Raw genomic sequence first — 17,726 nt, 5'->3', positions numbered from 1 at the left:
CCTCATAAACGTATGGACAGGCCGTCGGCCAGGGATTGTCGATAGGCGCGCCACGCGGGCACGCTGCCCATCAACAGCGCGGCGGCGAGGATACCGGCGAGCAGCGTCCATTCATATTCGCTGGGCCACGACATTGGCAAGTCCAGGCCATAGTTGGCCTGCAAATACCCACGGGACGCGGCGATGCACACGTAGAGCAAGCCCACGCCCGCCACCACGCCAGACAGCGCCAGGGCGAAGGCTTCGAAGATCAGCAGCGTCGCGATATGCCACGGGCGCGCGCCCACCGAACGCAAAATCGCCATCTCACGGCGGCGCTCGTTGAGGCTGGTGAGGATCGCCGTGAGCATGCCGATCAAACCGGTCAGCACCACGAACAGTGAGATCACGAACAGCGCTTTTTCGGCGGTGCCCATCATGCTCCACAGTTCTTGCAGGGCCACGCCGGGCAGGATCGCCAGCATCGGCTCGCCGCGGAATTCGTTGATCTCCCGTTGCAGGGCGAAGGTGGAAATCTTGTTGTTCAGGCCGAGCATAAACGCGGTGATGGCCTGCGGGGTGAGGTCCATATTGCGCGCTTGATCGGCGCTGATACGGCCTTTGCCCTGGGCGGGCACACCGTTGTGCCAGTCGATATGGATCGCTTCCATGCCGCCAAGGCTGATGTGCAGCGTGCGGTCCACCGGCGTACCGGTGCGCTTGAGGATGCCGACCACGGTGAACGGCTTGTCATCGTGCTTGACCAGGCTGACCACCGCCACGCCATGGGCCAGCACCAATTTGTCGCCGAGCTTGTAGTGCAGTGCGTCGGCGACTTCGGCGCCAAGCACCACTTCGAACGGGTCGGTGGCGAAGGCGCGGCCGCTGGCCAGTTCGAGGTTTTGCTTGCGGCCGTATTGGTAGTGCTCGAAGTAGGATTCGTTGGTGCCCATCACGCGGTAGCCGCGATGGGAGTCGCCGAGGGAAATCGGGATCGCCCATTTCACCTGAGGGTTGGCGGCAAAGTGCTCGTAGCTGTCCCAGCGGATATTGTTGGTGGCGTTGCCGATGCGGAACACCGAGTACAGCAGCAGGTTCACCGAGCCCGAGCGGGCGCCGACGATCAGGTCGGTGCCGCTGATGGTGCTGGCAAAACTGTTGCGCGCTTCGACGCGCACCCGTTCAACCGCCAACAACAGGCAGACCGAGAGGGCGATGGCGAACGCGGTAAGGATCGCCGTAAAGCGGCGGTTAGCCAGGCTGGCCATGGCTAGACGGAACAGATACATCTCAAACCTCTGCGGGCGTGGCGGCGCGATTGAGTTCGGCCAGCGACAGGTTGCGATCGAACAACGGTGCCAGGCTCTGGTCATGGCTGACGAACAACAGGCTGGCGCCCGCTTCGCGGCATTCGGCGAACAGCAACTGAATAAAGGCTTCGCGCGCGTCGTAGTCCAGGGCCGAGGTGGGTTCGTCGGCGATCACCAGTTCCGGTTGGCCGATCAGTGCGCGGGCGGCGGCCACCCGTTGTTGCTGGCCGATCGATAGCGAATCGGCGCGGCGCTCCAGCAGGGTCTTGTCTTTCAATCCCAGGTGCGCGAGCAAGGTCGCGGCGGCCTGATCGACACTGCCGTGGCGCTGTTTGGCCCGTTGCGCACGCAGCTTGGAAAAGTGGCAGGGCAATTCGACGTTTTCGCGCACCGACAAAAACGGCAGCAGGTTGAACTGCTGAAAGATATAGCCGGTGTGGTCCACGCGAAACCGGTCACGGGCACCGGCCGAGAGTTCGGTCAGTTCCTGGCCGAGCAGGCGGATGCTGCCCTGGCTGGGCTTCTGCACGCCGCCCAGCAACCCCAGCAACGTGGTTTTGCCACTGCCGCTCGGGCCCTTGAGGAACAGGGTTTCCCCCGCGTCCAGGCGGAACGCGGGGATGTCCAGCAACTGCGGGTGACCGGGCCAGTTGAAGGCCAGGTCAGACAGTTCGATCAGTGCTTGGGTCATGGGAACTCAGAATTTCAGGGTGGCGGCGGTGGCCGTCGCGTCAACGCCTTGCTGGCCGCTCGGGCCGATCAGTTGTACCTGAATTTTCTGGGTGGCGGGGAAGGTCTTGAACACTTGGGTCAGGTCGAGGTTGCTCAACGCAGCGGGTGTGGCGCAGGTGAACTGGTAGTGGGCGTGGATTTCGCTGTGGTCGTGGTGATGTTCGCCTTTGGCGTCGTGATCGTGGTCATCATCGTCGTCGTGATCGGCTTCGGGCTTGTCACCGAACAGCGGGCTCTTGAGTTCCTGACTGCTGACCACGCAACCGGCGGCCTTGGGCAGGTTGAACAGCGCGGTCGGGTTTTCCAACAGCTTGCGCGCGGCAGCGACTTTGGCTTTATCCGCGTCGGTAGTGGCTGTGTGCTCGAAACCCACCAGGTTCATCGCCGGGCTGTCCAGCTCAAGCTCCAGGGTCTGGCCGTCGAGGACTGCATTTAGGCGGCCGACGCCATGTTCGTGGGCGCCGAGGCTGCCGTGTTCATGGTCGTGATCGTCATGGGCATGGGCAACCGCCAGTGGCAGCAGGGCAAACGGCAAAGCAAGCAACAGACGGCGCATGGGACGGCTCCAGAAAATGAAAGTTTTGTTATGTGATCTTATAACAATAGTGCGCGGAGTTTGACCGCCCGCTTGGCGTTGCGCAAGCCGCATGGGAGCATGCCCGTCAGAAAAACTGCTGGAGGAAGGACGATGTTGCGAATTCGTGGAACCGTCGGTGACCTGCCGGTGGACTTGACCCTGGAGCTGGACGACGGTGATTGGGCACGGCTGGGCGCGCAATTGCAGGCGACCCCGGCGGCTGTCGCACCCGCTGCGGCGCCGGTCAAGCCGGATGAAAACCTGTGGCAGAGCGCCCAGGACCTGTTGCGCCAAGCCGGTCAGCTCAGCGGTCTGGAGTTACTCGATCAGTTGGAAGGCCTGGCCGGCGATGCGTCGGCGGGCAAGCGCCTGTTGGTGCGCCTGCGCCACAGCGCCAAGGTGAAAGTGGCCAGCGGCGGGGATACGCCGATCTACACCTGGGTTGGCACCGTGTAGGAGCGGGCTTGCTGTGGCGAGGGAGCTTGCTCCCGCTGGACTGCGCAGCAGTCCCAATGATTTGGGGGCGCTTCGCACCCCAGCGCAAGCAAGCTTGCTCGCCACAGTGAAAAGCGTCAGTACAGCGCAGCAAACAACTTGCGGCGGTACACAGTGACCAGCGGGTGGTCATTGCCCAGCAGTTCGAACACTTGCAGCAACGTCTTGTGGGGCAAGCCTTCACTGTAGCTGCGGTTGCGGATAAACAATTTGAGCAAGCCTTCCAGCGCCGCGTCGTACTGCTGGCGCGCCAGTTGCTGGATGCTCAGTTGGTAGGCGGCTTCATCATCCTGCGGATTTTGCGCCAGGCGGCTTTTCAGGTCGGCGACGTCCGGCAGGTCGGCAGCCTGGCGCAAAAAGGTGATCTGCGCCTTGGCGCCGGCGAGGGCGGCCTTGTGGTCGTCGCTTTTCACGGCGTCCAGCACCGCCTGGGCTTCGCCCAATTCACCGCGTTCAGCCAGGCAGCGGGCATACAGGATCAGCGCCGCAGCGTTGGTGTTGTCCTCGCCCAGCAAGGCCACCAGCACCGCTTCGGCATCGCTGATGCGGCCGTCGGCAAACAATGCCTGAGCCTGCTCCAGCGGATCGGCCGCCGCCGGCGGTGGCATCTGTACATGCGGCTCCAGCATCGCCCGCACCGCCGACTCCGGCTGCGCCCCGGCAAACCCGTCCACCGGCTGGCCGTCCTTGAACAGCACCACCGTCGGCAGGCTGCGAATGCCAAAGCGCGCGACAATATCCTGCTCCGCTTCGCAATCGACCTTGGCCAACAGCAACTCGCCCTGATAACTCTCGGCAATCTGCGCCAGTAACGGCATCAACGCCTTGCACGGCGCACACCACTCGGCCCAGAAATCCACCAGCACGGGCTTGTGGAAGGAGTTCTCGATCACGGCCTGGTCGAACGTGGCGGTGGTGGCATCGAAGATGTACGGCGTGGGCTCACTCATGGGGCGTCTCGAAGAAAGCGGGAATGGGGGGAACTATAAGGGCTGGCGCTGACGACCGAAAGCAGCATGGAAATTGTAGTGAGCGGGCTTGCCCCGCGCTGGGAGGCGAAGCCGCCCCAAATCCATACAGCTCGGTCTAACTGCAACACCGCGGTGCCTGCGTTTAGGGCGGCTTCGCCACCCAGCGCGGGGCAAGCCCGCTCACTACAAAGCGGGGAATGATCTTCGCGAATGGTACAGACTCACCTTGCGAAACTCCCAAGGCTCCGCAAGATCCGGCAACGTCAACGCATCCAGGATCTCCAGCCGCTGATAATCCGCATGCTGAAAATCCCGCACCCGCGAATCGGCCACCAACGCTTCATGGCCACGGGTGAGGAATTGGTCCAATAACGGCAAGTTGGCGCGGTCGTAGAGCACGTCGGCCACGAGGATCAGGTCGAAACGGTCGGCTTCGGCAAAGAAATCTGCCGAATAACCCAGCTGCACGCCGTTAAGCGCGGCATTCGCCCGGCACGATGCCAGCGCCAGTGGGTCGAGATCACACGCCACCACTTCCAGTGCCCCGGCCTTGACGGCGGCAATCCCGGCCACGCCGGAGCCGGCGCCGAAATCCAGTACGCGTTTGCCCGCGACCCATTCAGGGTTCGCCGCCAGATAGCGCGCCAACGCCAGGCCGCTGGCCCAGCAAAAGCTCCAGTAGGGCGGTTCATGCAGGATGCGCCGGGTTTCTTCGGGGCTGAATTCGCGGTCCATGTTGTCCGCATCCAGTAGCCACAACGACAACTCGGTGCCCGGCAATTGGCAGGGCAGCAGTTGGGCATCACCAATCAGCTCACTCAACGCCGCTTGCAGGGCCAGCGGTGGCGTCATGGCGCCTTGACGAATTGCAGGGGGCCGGTGGATTGGGTGATTGCCTGGGTGATCGTCACGGCCGGCAGGTGCAGGATCAACTGGCCGGACTGGCTGGCGCGGCCACGCAACTCAACCCGCGCACCGGCCGGGAAGGCCTCGGGGTTGAAGCGCAGGCGGAAGGCCAACGGCTTGCCGTTACCGGTCAGTACGCTGCTGGCAAGCAGCTGTTGCGGGCGTGAACGGTCGTCGATCACCAGCAGCGCCAGCTCGACTTCGGCCGCCGCAGGCACGCCGTTGAGGGTGCCGCTGATTTCACGTTGATACGCCGGCAAGGGGCCGAGGTCTTCGATCCCAGGGACTTTTTTCTCCTGGGCGGGTGTCGGTTGAGGCGCGGCAGGCTTGGGGGCTTCGCTGCTGCAGGCGACCAGAGCACTGAACAGGGCAAGCAAAACAAGTGGTCGTAACTGCATGTACGGCTCCAGAAAGGGCACAATCCGTGACTTTAAAACAAAGAAACATAATAGCTCGCCTATATACCGTAAAGGCTATGGCTTGTCTTGCCACGGGGATGCGCTACCATGGCCCTCCCTTTTTTTGTTGCCTGCCACCATGCACTGTCCCTTCTGCGGTGCCAACGACACCAAGGTCATTGACTCGCGTCTGGTCGCCGAGGGCGATCAAGTGCGTCGCCGGCGCGAATGCCTGGCCTGCGGTGAACGTTTCACCACCTTCGAAACCGCCGAACTGGTGTTGCCACGGCTGATCAAGTCCGACGGCAGCCGCCAACCCTTCGACGAAGAAAAACTGCGCGCCGGTATGCAGCGTGCCCTGGAAAAACGCCCGGTCAGCGTCGAGCGCCTGGAAGCGGCGCTGGTGCATATCAAGCACAAGCTGCGGGCGACCGGTGAACGCGAGGTCAAGAGCCTGGTGGTTGGCGAACTGGTGATGGGCGAGCTGCAAAAGCTCGACGAAGTTGCCTACATCCGTTTCGCCTCGGTGTATCGACGCTTCCAGGACCTCAATGAGTTCCGCGAAGAAATCGACCGCCTGGCCCGAGAGCCTGCCAAGCCATGACCCAACTGTCTGCCGAACAAACGGTCCTCGACGCCCATTACATGGCCCGCGCCCTGGAACTGGCGCGCAAAGGCCTGTACACCACCCACCCCAACCCACGGGTTGGCTGCGTGATCGTGCGGGATGGGCAGATTGTCGGCGAAGGCTGGCATGAGCGTACCGGCGAACCCCACGCCGAGCCGAATGCCCTGCGCGCTGCTGGCGACAAGGCCCGTGGCGCCACGGTGTACGTAACCCTCGAACCGTGCAGCCACCATGGGCGCACGCCGCCCTGCGCCGATGCGCTGGTGAGTGCCGGTGTGGCCCGCGTGGTGGCCGGCATGCAGGACCCGAACCCGGAAGTGGCGGGGCGCGGCATGCAGCGGTTGGCCCAGGCTGGCATCGAAATCCGCAGCGGCGTGCTGGAAAGCGAGGCGCGTGCGTTGAACCCGGGTTTCCTCAAGCGCATGGAACACGGCCTGCCGTTTGTGCGGGTCAAAATGGCGATGAGCCTGGACGGCCGCACCGCCATGGCCAGTGGCGAAAGCCAATGGATCACCGGTCCGGACGCCCGTGCCGCCGTGCAGCGCCTGCGCGCCGAGGCCAGCGTGGTGCTGACCGGCGCCGACACGGTGTTGGCCGATGGCGCCCGCCTGACCGTACGTGCCGCCGAGCTGGGCCTGGATGAGGCCACCACCGCGCTGGCGATGTCGCGTCCGCCGCTGCGGGTGTTGATCGACGGCCGCCTGCGGGTGCCGCTCAATGCGCCGTTCTTCAAAGCCGGCCCTGCGTTGGTCATCACCTGCGTCACCCCGGAAAACCAGTTCCCCCGTGGCCCTGAGTGCCTGGTGGTGCCGGGCGTCGACGGCCAGGTCGATTTGCGATCGGCGCTGGTGGCGCTGGCCGCCCGTGGCGTCAACGAAGTGTTGGTCGAGGCCGGCCCCAGTTTGGCCGGTGCGTTTGCCCAGCAGGGCTTGGTGGACGAGTACGTGATTTTCATCGCCGGCAAGTTCCTCGGCTCTGCCGCGCGGCCTTTGCTGGACTGGCCGCTTGAGAAACTCGCCGACGCCCCCCAACTCAAGATCACGCAAATGCGCGCTGTGGGCGACGACTGGCGAGTCACTGCCATCCCTGTGCCAGCAGCGAGCGTATAATTCTGACCGGGCGCTCAACAGCCCCGTACCGATTTCCAGGAGTAGGCCATGTTCACCGGCATCATCGAATCCATCGGCAGCATCCGTGCAATGACCCCAAAAGGCGGCGATGTTCGCCTGTCGGTTGAAACCGGCAAGCTCGACCTCGGCGACGTCAAGCTGGGCGACAGCATCGCCATCAACGGCGTGTGCCTGACGGTCATCGAATTGCCAGGCAATGGCTTCGCCGCCGACGTCAGCCGGGAAACCCTGGACTGCACGGCGATGAACGACCTCAAGGCCGGCAGCCCGGTCAACCTGGAAAAAGCCCTGACCCCGACCACCCGCCTGGGCGGTCACCTGGTCAGCGGCCACGTCGACGGCGTCGGCGAAGTGGTGTCCCGCAGCGAAAACGCACGTGCCGTGGAATTCCGTATCCGCGCCCCCAAAGAGCTGGCCAAGTACATCGCCCACAAAGGCTCGATCACCGTCGACGGCACCAGCCTGACCGTGAACGCCGTGAATGGCGCCGAATTCGAACTCACAATCATTCCCCACACCCTCAGCGAAACCATCATGGCTGCCTACCAGCCGGGTCGCCGGGTGAACCTGGAAGTCGACTTGCTTGCCCGTTACCTGGAGCGCCTGTTGCTGGGCGAAAAGGCCGCAGAGCCTACTGCCGGGAACATCACCGAAAGTTTTCTGGCCGCTAACGGCTACCTGAAATCCTGACCAAGGGGGTGCCGCGTGGCGCTCAATAGCATCGAAGAACTGGTTGAAGACATCCGCCAAGGCAAGATGGTCATCCTGATGGATGACGAAGACCGCGAGAACGAAGGCGACATCATCATGGCCGCCGAGGCGTGCCAGGCTGAGCACATCAACTTCATGGCCAAGCATGCCCGTGGCTTGATCTGCATGCCCATGAGTCGCGAGCGTTGCGAACTGCTCAAGCTGCCGTTGATGGCGCCGCGCAATGGCTCGGGCTTTGGCACCAAGTTCACGGTTTCTATCGAAGCGACCACCGGCGTCACCACCGGCATTTCCGCCGCTGACCGTGCACGCACCGTGCAGGCTGCCTCCGCCAAGGACGCCAAGGCCGAAGACATCGTGAGCCCCGGCCACATCTTCCCGCTGATGGCCCAACCGGGTGGCACCCTGGCTCGTGCCGGCCACACCGAAGCGGCTTGCGACCTGGCGCGCATGGCCGGTTTCGAGCCGAGCGGGGTGATCTGCGAAGTGATGAACGACGATGGCACCATGGCCCGTCGCCCAGAGCTGGAAGCCTTTGCCGCCGAACACAACATCAAGATCGGCACCATTGCCGACCTGATTCACTACCGCATGATCCACGAACGTACCGTTCAGCGGATTGCCGAGCAGCCACTGGACAGCGAACTGGGCCAATTCAATTTGGTGACCTACCGTGATTCAGTGGAAGGCGACGTGCACATGGCCCTGACCCTGGGCACCATTTGCGCCGAAGAACCGACCCTGGTGCGCGTGCATAACATGGACCCGCTGCGTGACCTGTTGATGGTCAAGCAACCGGGCCGTTGGAGCCTGCGGGCCGCCATGGCTGCGGTTTCCGAGGCCGGCAGCGGCGTGGTGTTGTTGCTCGGTCACCCGCTGGATGGCGACGTGTTGCTGGCGCATATCCGCGAAACCGCCGACCACGCGCCCGTGAAAAAACCGACCACCTACAGCATCGTCGGTGCCGGTTCGCAGATTTTGCGTGACCTCGGTGTGCGCAAAATGCGCCTGATGAGCGCACCGATGAAATTTAATGCGATATCCGGTTTCGATCTGGAAGTTGTAGAATACGTGCCCTCCGAATAAAGGCCGGCGATTTTTGCCCCTTGTTCGCGGTTAAATCATCACTAAGGGACGCACTTTTCGCGTCCCCGCTCTTTAAGAGATTTGTCGAATGACCCTGAAGACCATCGAAGGTACCTTCATCGCCCCCAAAGGCCGCTATGCCCTGGTGGTTGGCCGCTTCAACAGCTTCGTGGTTGAAAGCCTGGTAAGCGGTGCCGTGGACGCCCTGGTTCGCCACGGTGTGAGCGAAAGCGACATCACCATCATCCGTGCCCCTGGCGCCTTCGAAATTCCACTGGTTGCGCAAAAAGTTGCTCAACAGGGTGAATACGCGGCGATCATCGCCCTGGGCGCAGTGATTCGTGGCGGTACCCCGCACTTCGAATACGTGGCCGGCGAATGCACCAAGGGCCTGGCCCAGGTGTCCATGGAGTTTGGCGTGCCAGTCGCTTTCGGCGTACTGACTGTTGATTCCATCGAGCAAGCCATCGAGCGTTCCGGCACCAAGGCCGGCAACAAAGGCGCTGAAGCTGCCCTGTCCGCGCTGGAAATGGTCAGCCTGCTGTCGCAGTTGGAGGCCAAGTGATTTCCGACGAGAGCGACAACTTCAACCCGCGCGAGCCACGTCCAGCCGATGCTGGCAAGCCATCGAAGAACGAGAAGCGTCGCGCTGCTCGTCAGTTGGCGACCCAGGCGCTGTACCAGCGTCACCTGGCCGGTGCGTCGTTGAACGAAATCGAAGCACAGTTTCGCGTCGACAACGATTTCACCTTTGCCGACCTGCCGTATTTCCACGACATCCTGCACGGTGTGCATGCGCACCTGACCGAGATCGACACGGCCCTGGCCCCATGCCTGGACCTGACCATCGAAGAGCTGGACCCGGTTGAACTGTGCGTGATGCGCCTGTCGGCCTGGGAACTGCTGTATCGCGTCGACGTGCCGTACCGCGTGGTGATCAACGAAGGTATCGAACTGGCGAAAGTCTACGGTTCGACCGACGGCCACAAGTTCGTCAACGGCGTGCTCGACAAGCTGGCCCCGCGCCTGCGTGAAGCCGAAGTGAAGGCGTACAAGCGCTAAATCGCGCTTGAAACCTGAATGGGCGAGTTCGAGCTGATCCGCAACTACTTCGCCGCCGCGCCGTGTGCGCAGGGCGGCGAAGGCATTGCCTTGGGGATCGGCGACGACTGCGCCTTGCTGGCGCTCCCCGCCGGGGAGCAGTTGGCAATCTCCACTGATACATTGGTGGCCGGGGTGCATTTTGCCGACCCCTGCGACCCGTTCCTGCTCGGCCAACGCTCATTGGCCGTGGCCGTGAGCGACTTGGCCGCCATGGGCGCCCATCCCCTCGCATTTACCCTTGCTCTCACTACGCCGACGGTCGACGCCGATTGGCTGCAACGCTATGCGCAGGGTTTAAACAGCATGGCGCAAAGCTGCGGTGTAGGCCTGGTGGGCGGCGACACCACGCGGGGCCCGCTCAGCCTGACCCTGACCGTGTTCGGTCGTGTGCCCGCCGGGCAGGCGTTGACGCGCAGCGGGGCGCAGCCGGGTGACCTGCTGTGCGTGGGCGGTGAGCTGGGTAATGCCGCCGGTGCCTTGCCGCTGGTATTGGGCCAGCGCACGGCCGACGCCGCCATCGCCGAGCCGCTGTTGGCGCACTACTGGTCGCCGCAACCACAGTTGGCCCTGGGGCTGGCGTTGCGCGGCAAGGCCACGTCTGCCATGGATATTTCCGACGGGCTCCTGGCCGATTGCGGGCATATCGCCAAGGCGTCGGCTGTCAGCCTGTTGATAGAGCGTCAACGGTTGCCATTGTCCAAGGCCTTGCTGGCCTTCGTTGGCGACGCCGACGCCCGTGTGGCGGCCTTGAGCGGCGGCGACGATTATGTGCTGGCATTCACGTTGCCGACCGCTGAGTTGGCGCCGTTGCTGGCCGCTGGTTGCCCGGTCCACGTCATCGGGCGGGTCGAGGCAGGGCAGGGCGTGACGCTGCTCGACGCCACTGGCCAGGACATCACCCCAGCCGTGCGTGGCTATCAGCATTTTCGCGAAACGCCGTAAGCCGCGCAGCTGCGCTACCCTCTATACGTTGATCGCCGAGTAGGAGGTTGTCCCATGGATGTGCGCCGCTGGCTGTTGGTGCTGCTGTGCGCCTTCACATCCTGCGTATCTGCCGATGAGGTGCCCGTGGTGCCCGGCAAGATCATGTTGGCCAGTGAAGCCTGGGATGACTACACCAACCCGGATGGCAGTGGGCTGGGCTGGGACGTGCTGCGCCGGGTATTCGAGCCCGCGAGCATCCAGTTGCAAACCCGCACCGTGCCCTATACCCGCTCGATTGGCCTGGCCCAGCGCGGCGAAGTGGACGGTTGGGTCGGTTCCTACCGCGATGAAGCAAAGGGCGTGCTGTATCCCCATTGGAACTTCGATTCCGACCATATCTACGCCCTGGGGCTGATCAACACAGCAGCGCCGACGGCTGCAACGCTGGGCAATTACCGGCTGGCCTGGGTGCGTGGCTACAAATACGAGGACTACCTGCCCAATGTGCGCCGCTTCAACCAGATCGAACGCCGCGACGGCATTCTCCCAATGTTGCTGCATGCCCGGGCTGACTTCTACATCGACGCCCTGACCGAAGCCACCGAAGTCCTTAAACAAGCCGACGACCCGTCCCAATTCCGGCTGACCCATATCGCCGAATTGCCCCTCTATGTGGGCTTTGCCGATAACGAGCGGGGCCGGGGCCTGATGGCTGTTTTCGACCAGCGCATGGCGGCCCTGGTGAAAAGCGGCGAGCTAAAGCCGATTTTCGAGCACTGGAAACAGCCCTATCCGTTCTGAACTGCATAGAACCGGGATGAAGGCCAATCGAACCGATTGATCTTTATCAGCGATAATTCAGCTTAAGCGTCTGTAGGAACCTGCTGTTACAATGGCCGCCTTTGTAAAAACTGAAATCAGGAGCACACGGTGCCCGTCGTTTTCGTCGCCGCTTCCAAGCTGCCTACCCCTTTTGCCACGTTCACCATGAACGGCTTTCTCGAAGAAGCCACCGGCCGCGAGCATGTGGTGCTCAGCCTCGGCGATATCGCTGACGGCGCGCCCGTGCTGGGCCGTGTGCACTCCGAGTGCCTGACCGGTGACGCACTGTTCAGCCAGCGTTGCGACTGCGGTTCGCAACTGGAAGCCGCCATGCGCGCCATCGCCCGTGAAGGTCGTGGCGTGTTGCTGTACTTGCGTCAGGAAGGCCGTGGCATTGGCCTGATGAACAAGATCCGCGCCTACGAGCTGCAAGACGGCGGCGCTGACACGGTCGAAGCCAACGAGCGCCTGGGCTTCGCCGCCGACCAGCGCGACTACGCGATCTGCCTGCCGATGCTCGAACACCTGGGCGTCAAATCCCTGCGCCTGATGACCAACAACCCGCGCAAGGTCAAGGCCTTGACCGAGATGGGCATCACCGTGGCCGAGCGCGTACCGCTGCACACCGGGCACAACCCGCACAACAAACTCTACCTGGCGACCAAGGCCAGCAAGCTCGACCATATGATGGGCAACGAGCATCAGGGCGAGGTCGACCGCGCGTGACCCGTGGCCAGGTGAAACGGCGACTGTCCTTCAACTGGTGGCAGTACCTGGCCCTGGCGTTGCTCCCCCTGTTTGTGATCAACCTGGTGTTTGGCCAAGCACAATCCCTGCTGCCGGTGCTGGCCATGCCGTTCTTTATTGCCGGCGTGGCCTCGATGTTCCTGAGCCTGCGCTACTTCAACGGCTATAAACACGCGTTGATCGCCACCTCCAAAGCCCTCGACACCCCCGAAGAACCGGCGGCCTGGATCACCCTGGCGGCGCGGCGGCGCATGGCCTTGATGATTGCCGCACTGCCCGCCTGGATCGGCGCACTCGCTGTGTTTGTTGGCCTGGAAGCGGTGCCGCTGTTTCTGCTGGCGCTGTCGACCCTGGTGCTGTTTTACCTCTATCGCATCCCTCGTCAACTGGGATGATGCGCCACTGGCTAACTGTTCTGCTGCTGGCGCTGAGTGCCCAGGCCTGGGCGGTGGAGCGCGTGGTCAGCCTTGCGCCGTCGCTTTCCGAAATCGTAGTTGAACTGGGCGCAGCCGACCTGTTGGTGGGTGTGCTGGAGGGTGGCGAGCGGCCGCCGGAACTGACCAAGGTGACATCGGTCGGGCACTACGGCCAACTGGACATGGAGCGCCTGCTCAGCCTCAAGCCCGACCTGATCCTGCTCTGGCCCGGCAGCGTCGGCCCGTCGCAGCGCGAGCAGTTGCAGCGCTTGAACATCCCGGTTTACGTCGCCGAACCCCATAGCCTTGAACAGCTCACCACCCAGGTGCAGGCCATCGCCGAGCAATTGGGCCGCGCCGAGGCCGGTCGGCAGTTGGCCGTGCAGTTGCGCCAGCGCCTGGCTGAACTGCGCCAGCGCTATCGGCGGGCGCAGCCATTGCGGGTGTTTTACCAGGTGTGGAACCAGCCGCTGTATACCGTGGGCGGCGGGCAGATCATCAGTGATGCGCTGTCCGTGTGCGGCGCGCGCAATGTGTTCGATGACCTTAAATTACCGGCGCCGCAGGTGAGCATCGAGTCGGTGTTGCAGCGTGATCCCGAGGTGATTCTGGTCGGTGATCAGGCGCAGATGGATGCATGGCGTGCCTGGCCAATGCTGGCGCCGCGCGTGCGGCAGGTGCCGGATAAGGGGCTGGAGCGGCCCAGTGGGCAGATGGTGGAGGCGGTTGCCCGGTTGTGTCAGGTGATATCGCCTGACCTGTGAGACCGCTATCGGGGGCAAGCCCCCTCCCACCTTTACTGTGTTCACAAGTCAAAATATGTGAATGCAATCAGTGTGGGAGGGGGCTTGCCCCCGATGAGGCCAGTACAGCCACCGATCAAATCTCAGGTGTCCAAGTCACACCCAGCATCCACACCCGTCCCTCTTCCCGATACCGCTGATTCACCTCAAACCCCGGGTCCTGATAGCTATACATCGCCCGCGCATACGCCTTGTCCAGCAGGTTATCCACCTTTACCGAAAGCGCCACTTCCCGGTTCAACGCCCAACTGCCGCGCAACCCCAATAAGCCATACCCCGCCAGGCGATGAGCGTTTTCTTCGTCGTCATAACTCGTGCTGACCGCTTGCCAGCTGGCGCCCAGCCCCAGCCGGTCGAACTGCCGATCCAGATCCAGGCTCAACGTACGTCGCGCCCGCCGCGCCAGGGTGTGGCCGCTGTCACGGTCGCGCGGGTCGATGAAGGACACGCCCAGGTTGCCCTGCCAGCCAAACAGCTCCTGCTTGAGCGCGGCCTCAAACCCATTGATGCGCGCGGACGCCACGTTGTGCGGGATGTAGAAGTCCACCGGCTGCGCGACGATGGCATCGCGTAAATCCGTGCGATACAGCGAGGTTTCCAGGCGTGTGGAGTCGCTCAACTGGCTGCGCCATTGCAGTTCGTAGCTTTTGGAGTGTTCGGGCTTGAGGTCGGGGTTGCTGCTGCCGGGGTAGTACAAATCGTTGAAGCTGGGTGCGCGGAAGCCTTCGCTGTAGGACAGCAGCACGTCATTGTCCGGGTTGAGCGGCACCGTCAGCGTGCCGCTCCAGGTGTTCTGGCTGCCGAACTGCTGGTTGGTGTCGTGGCGCAGGCCCAGTTCGGTGGAAAACGCGTCCGCCTCAAAGCGATGTTGGATAAACACCGCACGGTTCCAACGGCTGTCCTGATCGAAATCGGTGCTGGCGCGCACGCGGTCTTCGTACCAGTCGGCGCCGAGGATCAGGCTGTTGCGCTCATCCAGCGTCAGGTCGTTCTGCCAGTTGACCGAGTCGCGGTAGGTATTGAAGGCGCTGTAACTGTTGCTGAGGTTGTCGCGCTTGGTGTCGCGGTTCTCGCTGTGGCCCAGTTCCACGCGGGTTTGCCAGCGCTCGTTGAGCGTGGCGTCGACATAACCGCTGGCGCTGCTCACGCTGTAATCCGTGTAGGGCTTTTGGCCGACCGGCCCGAACGGGTTGTCATACTCGGACTTGCCCCGGCCATCCAGCAGGTTGAAACCGACTTCAACGTCATCGCTCAACGAGTGGCTGAGGTTCAAGCTCAAGGACTGGTTGCGATACGCATCGTGGTCGCCATCACTGGCAAAGGACTCATGGGTCCAATTGATGCCCTGGGTTTCATCCAGGCTGGCACCGAAGTTGAAGCGGGTGCGCTCATCACCGCCCGACAGGCCCAGGCTGCGCTCCCAGGTGTGGTTGCTGCCAAAGCCCAGGTGCAGGCGCGGGTGGAGGCCGGCCTGTGCGTTGCGCCGGGTGAAAATCTGGATCACCCCGCCGATGGCGTCGCTGCCATAGATCACCGAGCGCGAGCCGCGCAGCACTTCCACCCGCTCAATCTGGTCGACACTCAAGAACTGCAGGCCGCTGTCGCCCGAGGTGGCATTGGCGATGCGTTGGCCGTCCACCAGCACCAGGCTTTGGGCGGCCTTGGTGCCACGAATAAAGATCCCCGGCAAGCTGCCACGCCCACCGGTTTGCGCCACCTGCACGCCGGGCACGCGGTTGAGCAGGTCGGTGACACTTGAGGGTTGCAAGCGGTCGATATCATCGCGGGTGAAGACGCTGTTGGCGGCGCTGCTGTCGTTGCGCGCCTGGACCTGGCGATTGGCGCTGATAACCACATCGGGCAGGTTCAGGGCCTGGTCGAGCGTACCGGCGAGCAGTTCGGAGGAGGGCAGGAGCAGCAGGGCGAGGTGCAGGCGTTTCATGGTCTGTCCATTGACTTGAAGAGTACACAAAACAAATGTGGGAGGGGGCTTGCCCCCGATTGCGGTGTGTCAGTCTCAGTATCCATCACTGAACCACCGCTATCGGGGGCAAGCCCCCTCCCACAGGTTAAAGCCGGTTTACAGGCCCAGTTGTGCCGTGCGTTTGAGGACCGCAGCTTCGATACCGGCCTCATCCAGCCCGCACTCCGCCAACATCTGCGCCGGCTTCGCATGTTCGACATACACATCCGGCAAGCCCAGGTGCAGCACCGACTTGAGGATATTCTCCCGCGCCAGGAACTCACTGACCGCCGCACCGGCGCCGCCCATGATGGCGTTCTCTTCGACCGTCACCAGCAGCTCATGGCTGGCTGCGATCTCACGCACCAGCGCTTCATCCAAGGGTTTGACGAAACGCATGTCGACCACGGTGGCGTCGATCTTCTCTGCGACCTTCAAGGCTTCGGCCAACTGCACGCCAAACACCAGAAACGCGGTCTTGCTGCCCTGGCGACGCACGATGCCCTTGCCGATCTCGATAGGCTCCAGGTCCTTCTCGATCACTGCATTCGGGCCATTGCCACGCGGGTAACGCACGGCGGCCGGGCCGTTGTACAGGTGGCCGGTGCTGAGCATCTTGCGCAGTTCGTTCTCGTCGCTCGGCGTCATCACCAGCATGCCGGGGATGCAACGCAGGTAGGAGAGGTCGAAGCTGCCGGCGTGGGTCGGGCCGTCTTCGCCCACCAGGCCTGCACGGTCAATGGCGAACAGCACGTCGAGGTTCTGCACCGCGACGTCATGCACCAACTGGTCATAACCGCGCTGCAGGAACGTCGAGTAGATCGCGACGACGGGCTTGGCGCCTTCACAGGCCATGCCGGCGGCGAACGTCACCGCGTGTTGCTCGGCAATCGCCACATCGAAGTAGCGCAGCGGGAAACGCTCGCTGAACGCCACCAGGTCGGAGCCTTCCTTCATCGCAGGGGTAATGCCCACCAGGCGCGGGTCGGCGGCGGCCATGTCGCACAGCCATTCGCCGAACACCCCGGAGTACTTCGGCCCACTGGCCTTTTTCGGCGCGGCGGCGGGGGCGTCCACGGGTTCCAGCTTGGTGATGGCGTGGTAGCCAATCGGGTCGACTTCCGCCGGGGCGAAGCCTTTGCCCTTTTTGGTGACGATATGCAGGAACTGCGGGCCCTTGAGGTCACGCATGTTGCGCAGCGTGGCGATCAGGGTCGGCAGGTCGTGGCCGTCGATAGGGCCGATATAGTTCCAGCCCAGCTCTTCGAACAGGGTGCCGGGCACCAGCATACCCTTGGCATATTCTTCGGTACGGCGGGCAATTTCCCACGCGCCGGGCAGACGCGAGAGCACCTTCTTGCTGCCTTCACGCATGCTGGCATAGGTGCGGCTCGAGAGGATCTTGGCCAGGTAGTTGGACAGCCCCCCGACATTGCGCGAGATCGACATGTCGTTGTCGTTGAGGATCACCAACATATTGGCGTCCACTTCCGGCGCATGGTTCAGCGCTTCGAAGGCCATGCCGGCGGTCAGCGCGCCATCACCGATCACCGCAATCGCCTTGCGATCGCTGCCTTGCAGACGGGCGGCAATCGCCATGCCCAGCGCGGCGCTGATGGAGGTGCTGGAGTGGCCGACGCCAAAGGTGTCGTACTCGCTTTCGGAGCGGCGCGGGAAGGCGGCAATGCCGTCCTTCTGGCGCAGGGTGCCCATTTGCTCGCGGCGACCGGTGAGGATCTTGTGCGGATACGCCTGATGGCCCACGTCCCATACCAGCCGGTCATCCGGGGTGTCGAACACGTAATGCAGGGCGATAGTCAGCTCGATGACGCCCAGGCCAGCACCGAAATGCCCACCGGTCTGGCCGACCGTGTAGAGCAATTCCAGGCGCAACTCATCGGCCAGGGTTTCCAGCTCGGCTTCACCCAGACGGCGCAGGCCGGCCGGCGTGACAGCACGGTCGAGCAGGGGCGTGGACGGGCGCTTGCGGGGAATCTCTTGAAACGTCGTGGGCATCAGGCGAA

Annotated in this window: 20 protein-coding genes; 12 read left to right on the top strand and 8 right to left on the bottom strand. The window is 63.2% G+C overall.

All coding sequences use genetic code 11. The features are described 5' to 3' along the window. Positions 1 to 2 precede the first annotated feature (2 nt). The 3 genes from DYL61_RS11520 to DYL61_RS11510 are packed head-to-tail and all read right to left on the bottom strand — an operon-like array spanning position 3 to position 2,577. Entirely contained in the window at positions 3 to 1,268 is a 1,266-nt protein-coding gene (locus DYL61_RS11520) for an ABC transporter permease (RefSeq protein ID WP_105698444.1), read from the bottom strand. Position 1,269: 1 nt separating this feature from the next. Beyond that, positions 1,270 to 1,980 (bottom strand): ABC transporter ATP-binding protein, encoded by a 711-nt coding sequence (locus DYL61_RS11515; RefSeq protein WP_105698445.1) that lies wholly within the window; start codon positions 1,978 to 1,980, stop codon positions 1,270 to 1,272. A 6-nt stretch (positions 1,981 to 1,986) separates the two neighbouring features. Then, on the bottom strand, positions 1,987 to 2,577 hold the full coding sequence (locus tag DYL61_RS11510) for a DUF2796 domain-containing protein (protein WP_135308422.1): 591 nt from the start codon (positions 2,575 to 2,577) through the stop codon (positions 1,987 to 1,989). Between the two features lie 132 nt (positions 2,578 to 2,709). Between DYL61_RS11510 and DYL61_RS11505 the strand changes: the two genes are divergently transcribed. Beyond that, positions 2,710 to 3,054: a hypothetical protein gene (locus DYL61_RS11505; RefSeq protein ID WP_135308421.1), complete on the top strand. Its 345-nt coding sequence runs from the start codon at positions 2,710 to 2,712 to the stop codon at positions 3,052 to 3,054. Between the two features lie 116 nt (positions 3,055 to 3,170). Here the strand turns inward: DYL61_RS11505 and trxA are convergent, their stop codons facing one another. The 3 genes from trxA to DYL61_RS11490 form a co-directional block, all read right to left on the bottom strand. Further along, entirely contained in the window at positions 3,171 to 4,043 is an 873-nt protein-coding gene (gene trxA, locus DYL61_RS11500; RefSeq protein ID WP_135308420.1) for a thioredoxin, read from the bottom strand. A gap of 204 nt (positions 4,044 to 4,247) precedes the next feature. Next, entirely contained in the window at positions 4,248 to 4,916 is a 669-nt protein-coding gene (locus DYL61_RS11495) for a class I SAM-dependent methyltransferase (protein ID WP_135308419.1), read from the bottom strand. Beyond that, entirely contained in the window at positions 4,913 to 5,368 is a 456-nt protein-coding gene (locus tag DYL61_RS11490) for a YbaY family lipoprotein (RefSeq protein WP_135308418.1), read from the bottom strand. The genes DYL61_RS11495 and DYL61_RS11490 overlap by 4 nt, the downstream gene beginning before the upstream one ends. A 139-nt stretch (positions 5,369 to 5,507) precedes the next feature. On the opposite strand from DYL61_RS11490, the gene nrdR reads away from it, so the two are divergent. The 11 genes from nrdR to DYL61_RS11435 all read left to right on the top strand — a co-directional run bounded on the left by nrdR (position 5,508) and on the right by DYL61_RS11435 (position 13,700). After that, positions 5,508 to 5,972 carry a transcriptional regulator NrdR gene (nrdR, locus tag DYL61_RS11485; RefSeq protein ID WP_167497956.1) on the top strand — a complete coding sequence of 155 codons (465 nt, stop codon included), beginning with the start codon at positions 5,508 to 5,510 and terminating at the stop codon, positions 5,970 to 5,972. Next, entirely contained in the window at positions 5,969 to 7,105 is a 1,137-nt protein-coding gene (ribD, locus tag DYL61_RS11480; RefSeq protein ID WP_135308417.1) for a bifunctional diaminohydroxyphosphoribosylaminopyrimidine deaminase/5-amino-6-(5-phosphoribosylamino)uracil reductase RibD, read from the top strand. The genes nrdR and ribD overlap by 4 nt, the downstream gene beginning before the upstream one ends. Before the next feature lie 48 nt (positions 7,106 to 7,153). Beyond that, positions 7,154 to 7,816 carry a riboflavin synthase gene (locus DYL61_RS11475; RefSeq protein WP_105698453.1) on the top strand — a complete coding sequence of 221 codons (663 nt, stop codon included), beginning with the start codon at positions 7,154 to 7,156 and terminating at the stop codon, positions 7,814 to 7,816. A gap of 15 nt (positions 7,817 to 7,831) precedes the next feature. Next, positions 7,832 to 8,923 carry a bifunctional 3,4-dihydroxy-2-butanone-4-phosphate synthase/GTP cyclohydrolase II gene (gene ribBA, locus DYL61_RS11470; RefSeq protein WP_135308416.1) on the top strand — a complete coding sequence of 364 codons (1,092 nt, stop codon included), beginning with the start codon at positions 7,832 to 7,834 and terminating at the stop codon, positions 8,921 to 8,923. Positions 8,924 to 9,011: 88 nt separating this feature from the next. Beyond that, a complete protein-coding gene (gene ribH / locus DYL61_RS11465) occupies positions 9,012 to 9,488 on the top strand; it encodes a 6,7-dimethyl-8-ribityllumazine synthase (RefSeq protein ID WP_003176356.1) in 477 nt (158 codons plus the stop codon). Further along, the gene (nusB, locus tag DYL61_RS11460; protein WP_010206836.1) at positions 9,485 to 9,985 is read left to right on the top strand and encodes a transcription antitermination factor NusB; all 501 of its coding nucleotides are present in this window, start codon (positions 9,485 to 9,487) and stop codon (positions 9,983 to 9,985) included. The genes ribH and nusB overlap by 4 nt, the downstream gene beginning before the upstream one ends. Positions 9,986 to 10,003: 18 nt before the next feature. Next, a complete protein-coding gene (thiL, locus tag DYL61_RS11455) occupies positions 10,004 to 10,969 on the top strand; it encodes a thiamine-phosphate kinase (protein WP_135308415.1) in 966 nt (321 codons plus the stop codon). A gap of 54 nt (positions 10,970 to 11,023) precedes the next feature. Further along, positions 11,024 to 11,752 carry a substrate-binding periplasmic protein gene (locus DYL61_RS11450; RefSeq protein WP_135308414.1) on the top strand — a complete coding sequence of 243 codons (729 nt, stop codon included), beginning with the start codon at positions 11,024 to 11,026 and terminating at the stop codon, positions 11,750 to 11,752. Positions 11,753 to 11,881: 129 nt separating this feature from the next. After that, positions 11,882 to 12,499 carry a GTP cyclohydrolase II gene (gene ribA, locus DYL61_RS11445; RefSeq protein ID WP_016978544.1) on the top strand — a complete coding sequence of 206 codons (618 nt, stop codon included), beginning with the start codon at positions 11,882 to 11,884 and terminating at the stop codon, positions 12,497 to 12,499. After that, positions 12,496 to 12,915 carry a nuclear FMR1 interacting 1 family protein gene (locus DYL61_RS11440; RefSeq protein WP_135308413.1) on the top strand — a complete coding sequence of 140 codons (420 nt, stop codon included), beginning with the start codon at positions 12,496 to 12,498 and terminating at the stop codon, positions 12,913 to 12,915. The genes ribA and DYL61_RS11440 overlap by 4 nt, the downstream gene beginning before the upstream one ends. Further along, positions 12,912 to 13,700: a cobalamin-binding protein gene (locus tag DYL61_RS11435; protein ID WP_135308412.1), complete on the top strand. Its 789-nt coding sequence runs from the start codon at positions 12,912 to 12,914 to the stop codon at positions 13,698 to 13,700. The genes DYL61_RS11440 and DYL61_RS11435 overlap by 4 nt, the downstream gene beginning before the upstream one ends. A 115-nt stretch (positions 13,701 to 13,815) precedes the next feature. Here DYL61_RS11435 and DYL61_RS11430 read toward each other — a convergent pair whose 3' ends face one another. Together DYL61_RS11430 and dxs are read right to left on the bottom strand one after the other, a co-directional pair. Further along, entirely contained in the window at positions 13,816 to 15,681 is a 1,866-nt protein-coding gene (locus DYL61_RS11430; RefSeq protein WP_135308411.1) for a TonB-dependent receptor domain-containing protein, read from the bottom strand. 138 nt (positions 15,682 to 15,819) lie between these two features. Beyond that, the gene (gene dxs / locus DYL61_RS11425) at positions 15,820 to 17,718 is read right to left on the bottom strand and encodes a 1-deoxy-D-xylulose-5-phosphate synthase (protein ID WP_135308410.1); all 1,899 of its coding nucleotides are present in this window, start codon (positions 17,716 to 17,718) and stop codon (positions 15,820 to 15,822) included. Between the last annotated feature and the right edge of the window lie 8 nt (positions 17,719 to 17,726).

Source organism: Pseudomonas nabeulensis (assembly GCF_004682045.1).
Classification (GTDB): domain Bacteria; phylum Pseudomonadota; class Gammaproteobacteria; order Pseudomonadales; family Pseudomonadaceae; genus Aquipseudomonas; species Aquipseudomonas nabeulensis.
Note: the sequence above shows the minus strand (reverse complement) of the source record. Positions and strands in the feature narration are given on the sequence as shown.

Coding starts and splice junctions, on each gene's coding strand:
- trxA (WP_135308420.1), bottom strand. CDS start 4,043: ATGAGTGAGCCCACGCCGTACATCTTCGATGCCACCACCGCCACGTTC.
- DYL61_RS11510 (WP_135308422.1), bottom strand. CDS start 2,577: ATGCGCCGTCTGTTGCTTGCTTTGCCGTTTGCCCTGCTGCCACTGGCG.
- DYL61_RS11490 (WP_135308418.1), bottom strand. CDS start 5,368: ATGCAGTTACGACCACTTGTTTTGCTTGCCCTGTTCAGTGCTCTGGTC.
- DYL61_RS11430 (WP_135308411.1), bottom strand. CDS start 15,681: ATGAAACGCCTGCACCTCGCCCTGCTGCTCCTGCCCTCCTCCGAACTG.
- nrdR (WP_167497956.1), top strand. CDS start 5,508: ATGCACTGTCCCTTCTGCGGTGCCAACGACACCAAGGTCATTGACTCG.
- DYL61_RS11520 (WP_105698444.1), bottom strand. CDS start 1,268: ATGTATCTGTTCCGTCTAGCCATGGCCAGCCTGGCTAACCGCCGCTTT.
- ribD (WP_135308417.1), top strand. CDS start 5,969: ATGACCCAACTGTCTGCCGAACAAACGGTCCTCGACGCCCATTACATG.
- DYL61_RS11435 (WP_135308412.1), top strand. CDS start 12,912: ATGATGCGCCACTGGCTAACTGTTCTGCTGCTGGCGCTGAGTGCCCAG.
- dxs (WP_135308410.1), bottom strand. CDS start 17,718: ATGCCCACGACGTTTCAAGAGATTCCCCGCAAGCGCCCGTCCACGCCC.
- DYL61_RS11495 (WP_135308419.1), bottom strand. CDS start 4,916: ATGACGCCACCGCTGGCCCTGCAAGCGGCGTTGAGTGAGCTGATTGGT.
- DYL61_RS11515 (WP_105698445.1), bottom strand. CDS start 1,980: ATGACCCAAGCACTGATCGAACTGTCTGACCTGGCCTTCAACTGGCCC.
- DYL61_RS11450 (WP_135308414.1), top strand. CDS start 11,024: ATGGATGTGCGCCGCTGGCTGTTGGTGCTGCTGTGCGCCTTCACATCC.
- ribH (WP_003176356.1), top strand. CDS start 9,012: ATGACCCTGAAGACCATCGAAGGTACCTTCATCGCCCCCAAAGGCCGC.
- DYL61_RS11475 (WP_105698453.1), top strand. CDS start 7,154: ATGTTCACCGGCATCATCGAATCCATCGGCAGCATCCGTGCAATGACC.
- thiL (WP_135308415.1), top strand. CDS start 10,004: ATGGGCGAGTTCGAGCTGATCCGCAACTACTTCGCCGCCGCGCCGTGT.
- DYL61_RS11505 (WP_135308421.1), top strand. CDS start 2,710: ATGTTGCGAATTCGTGGAACCGTCGGTGACCTGCCGGTGGACTTGACC.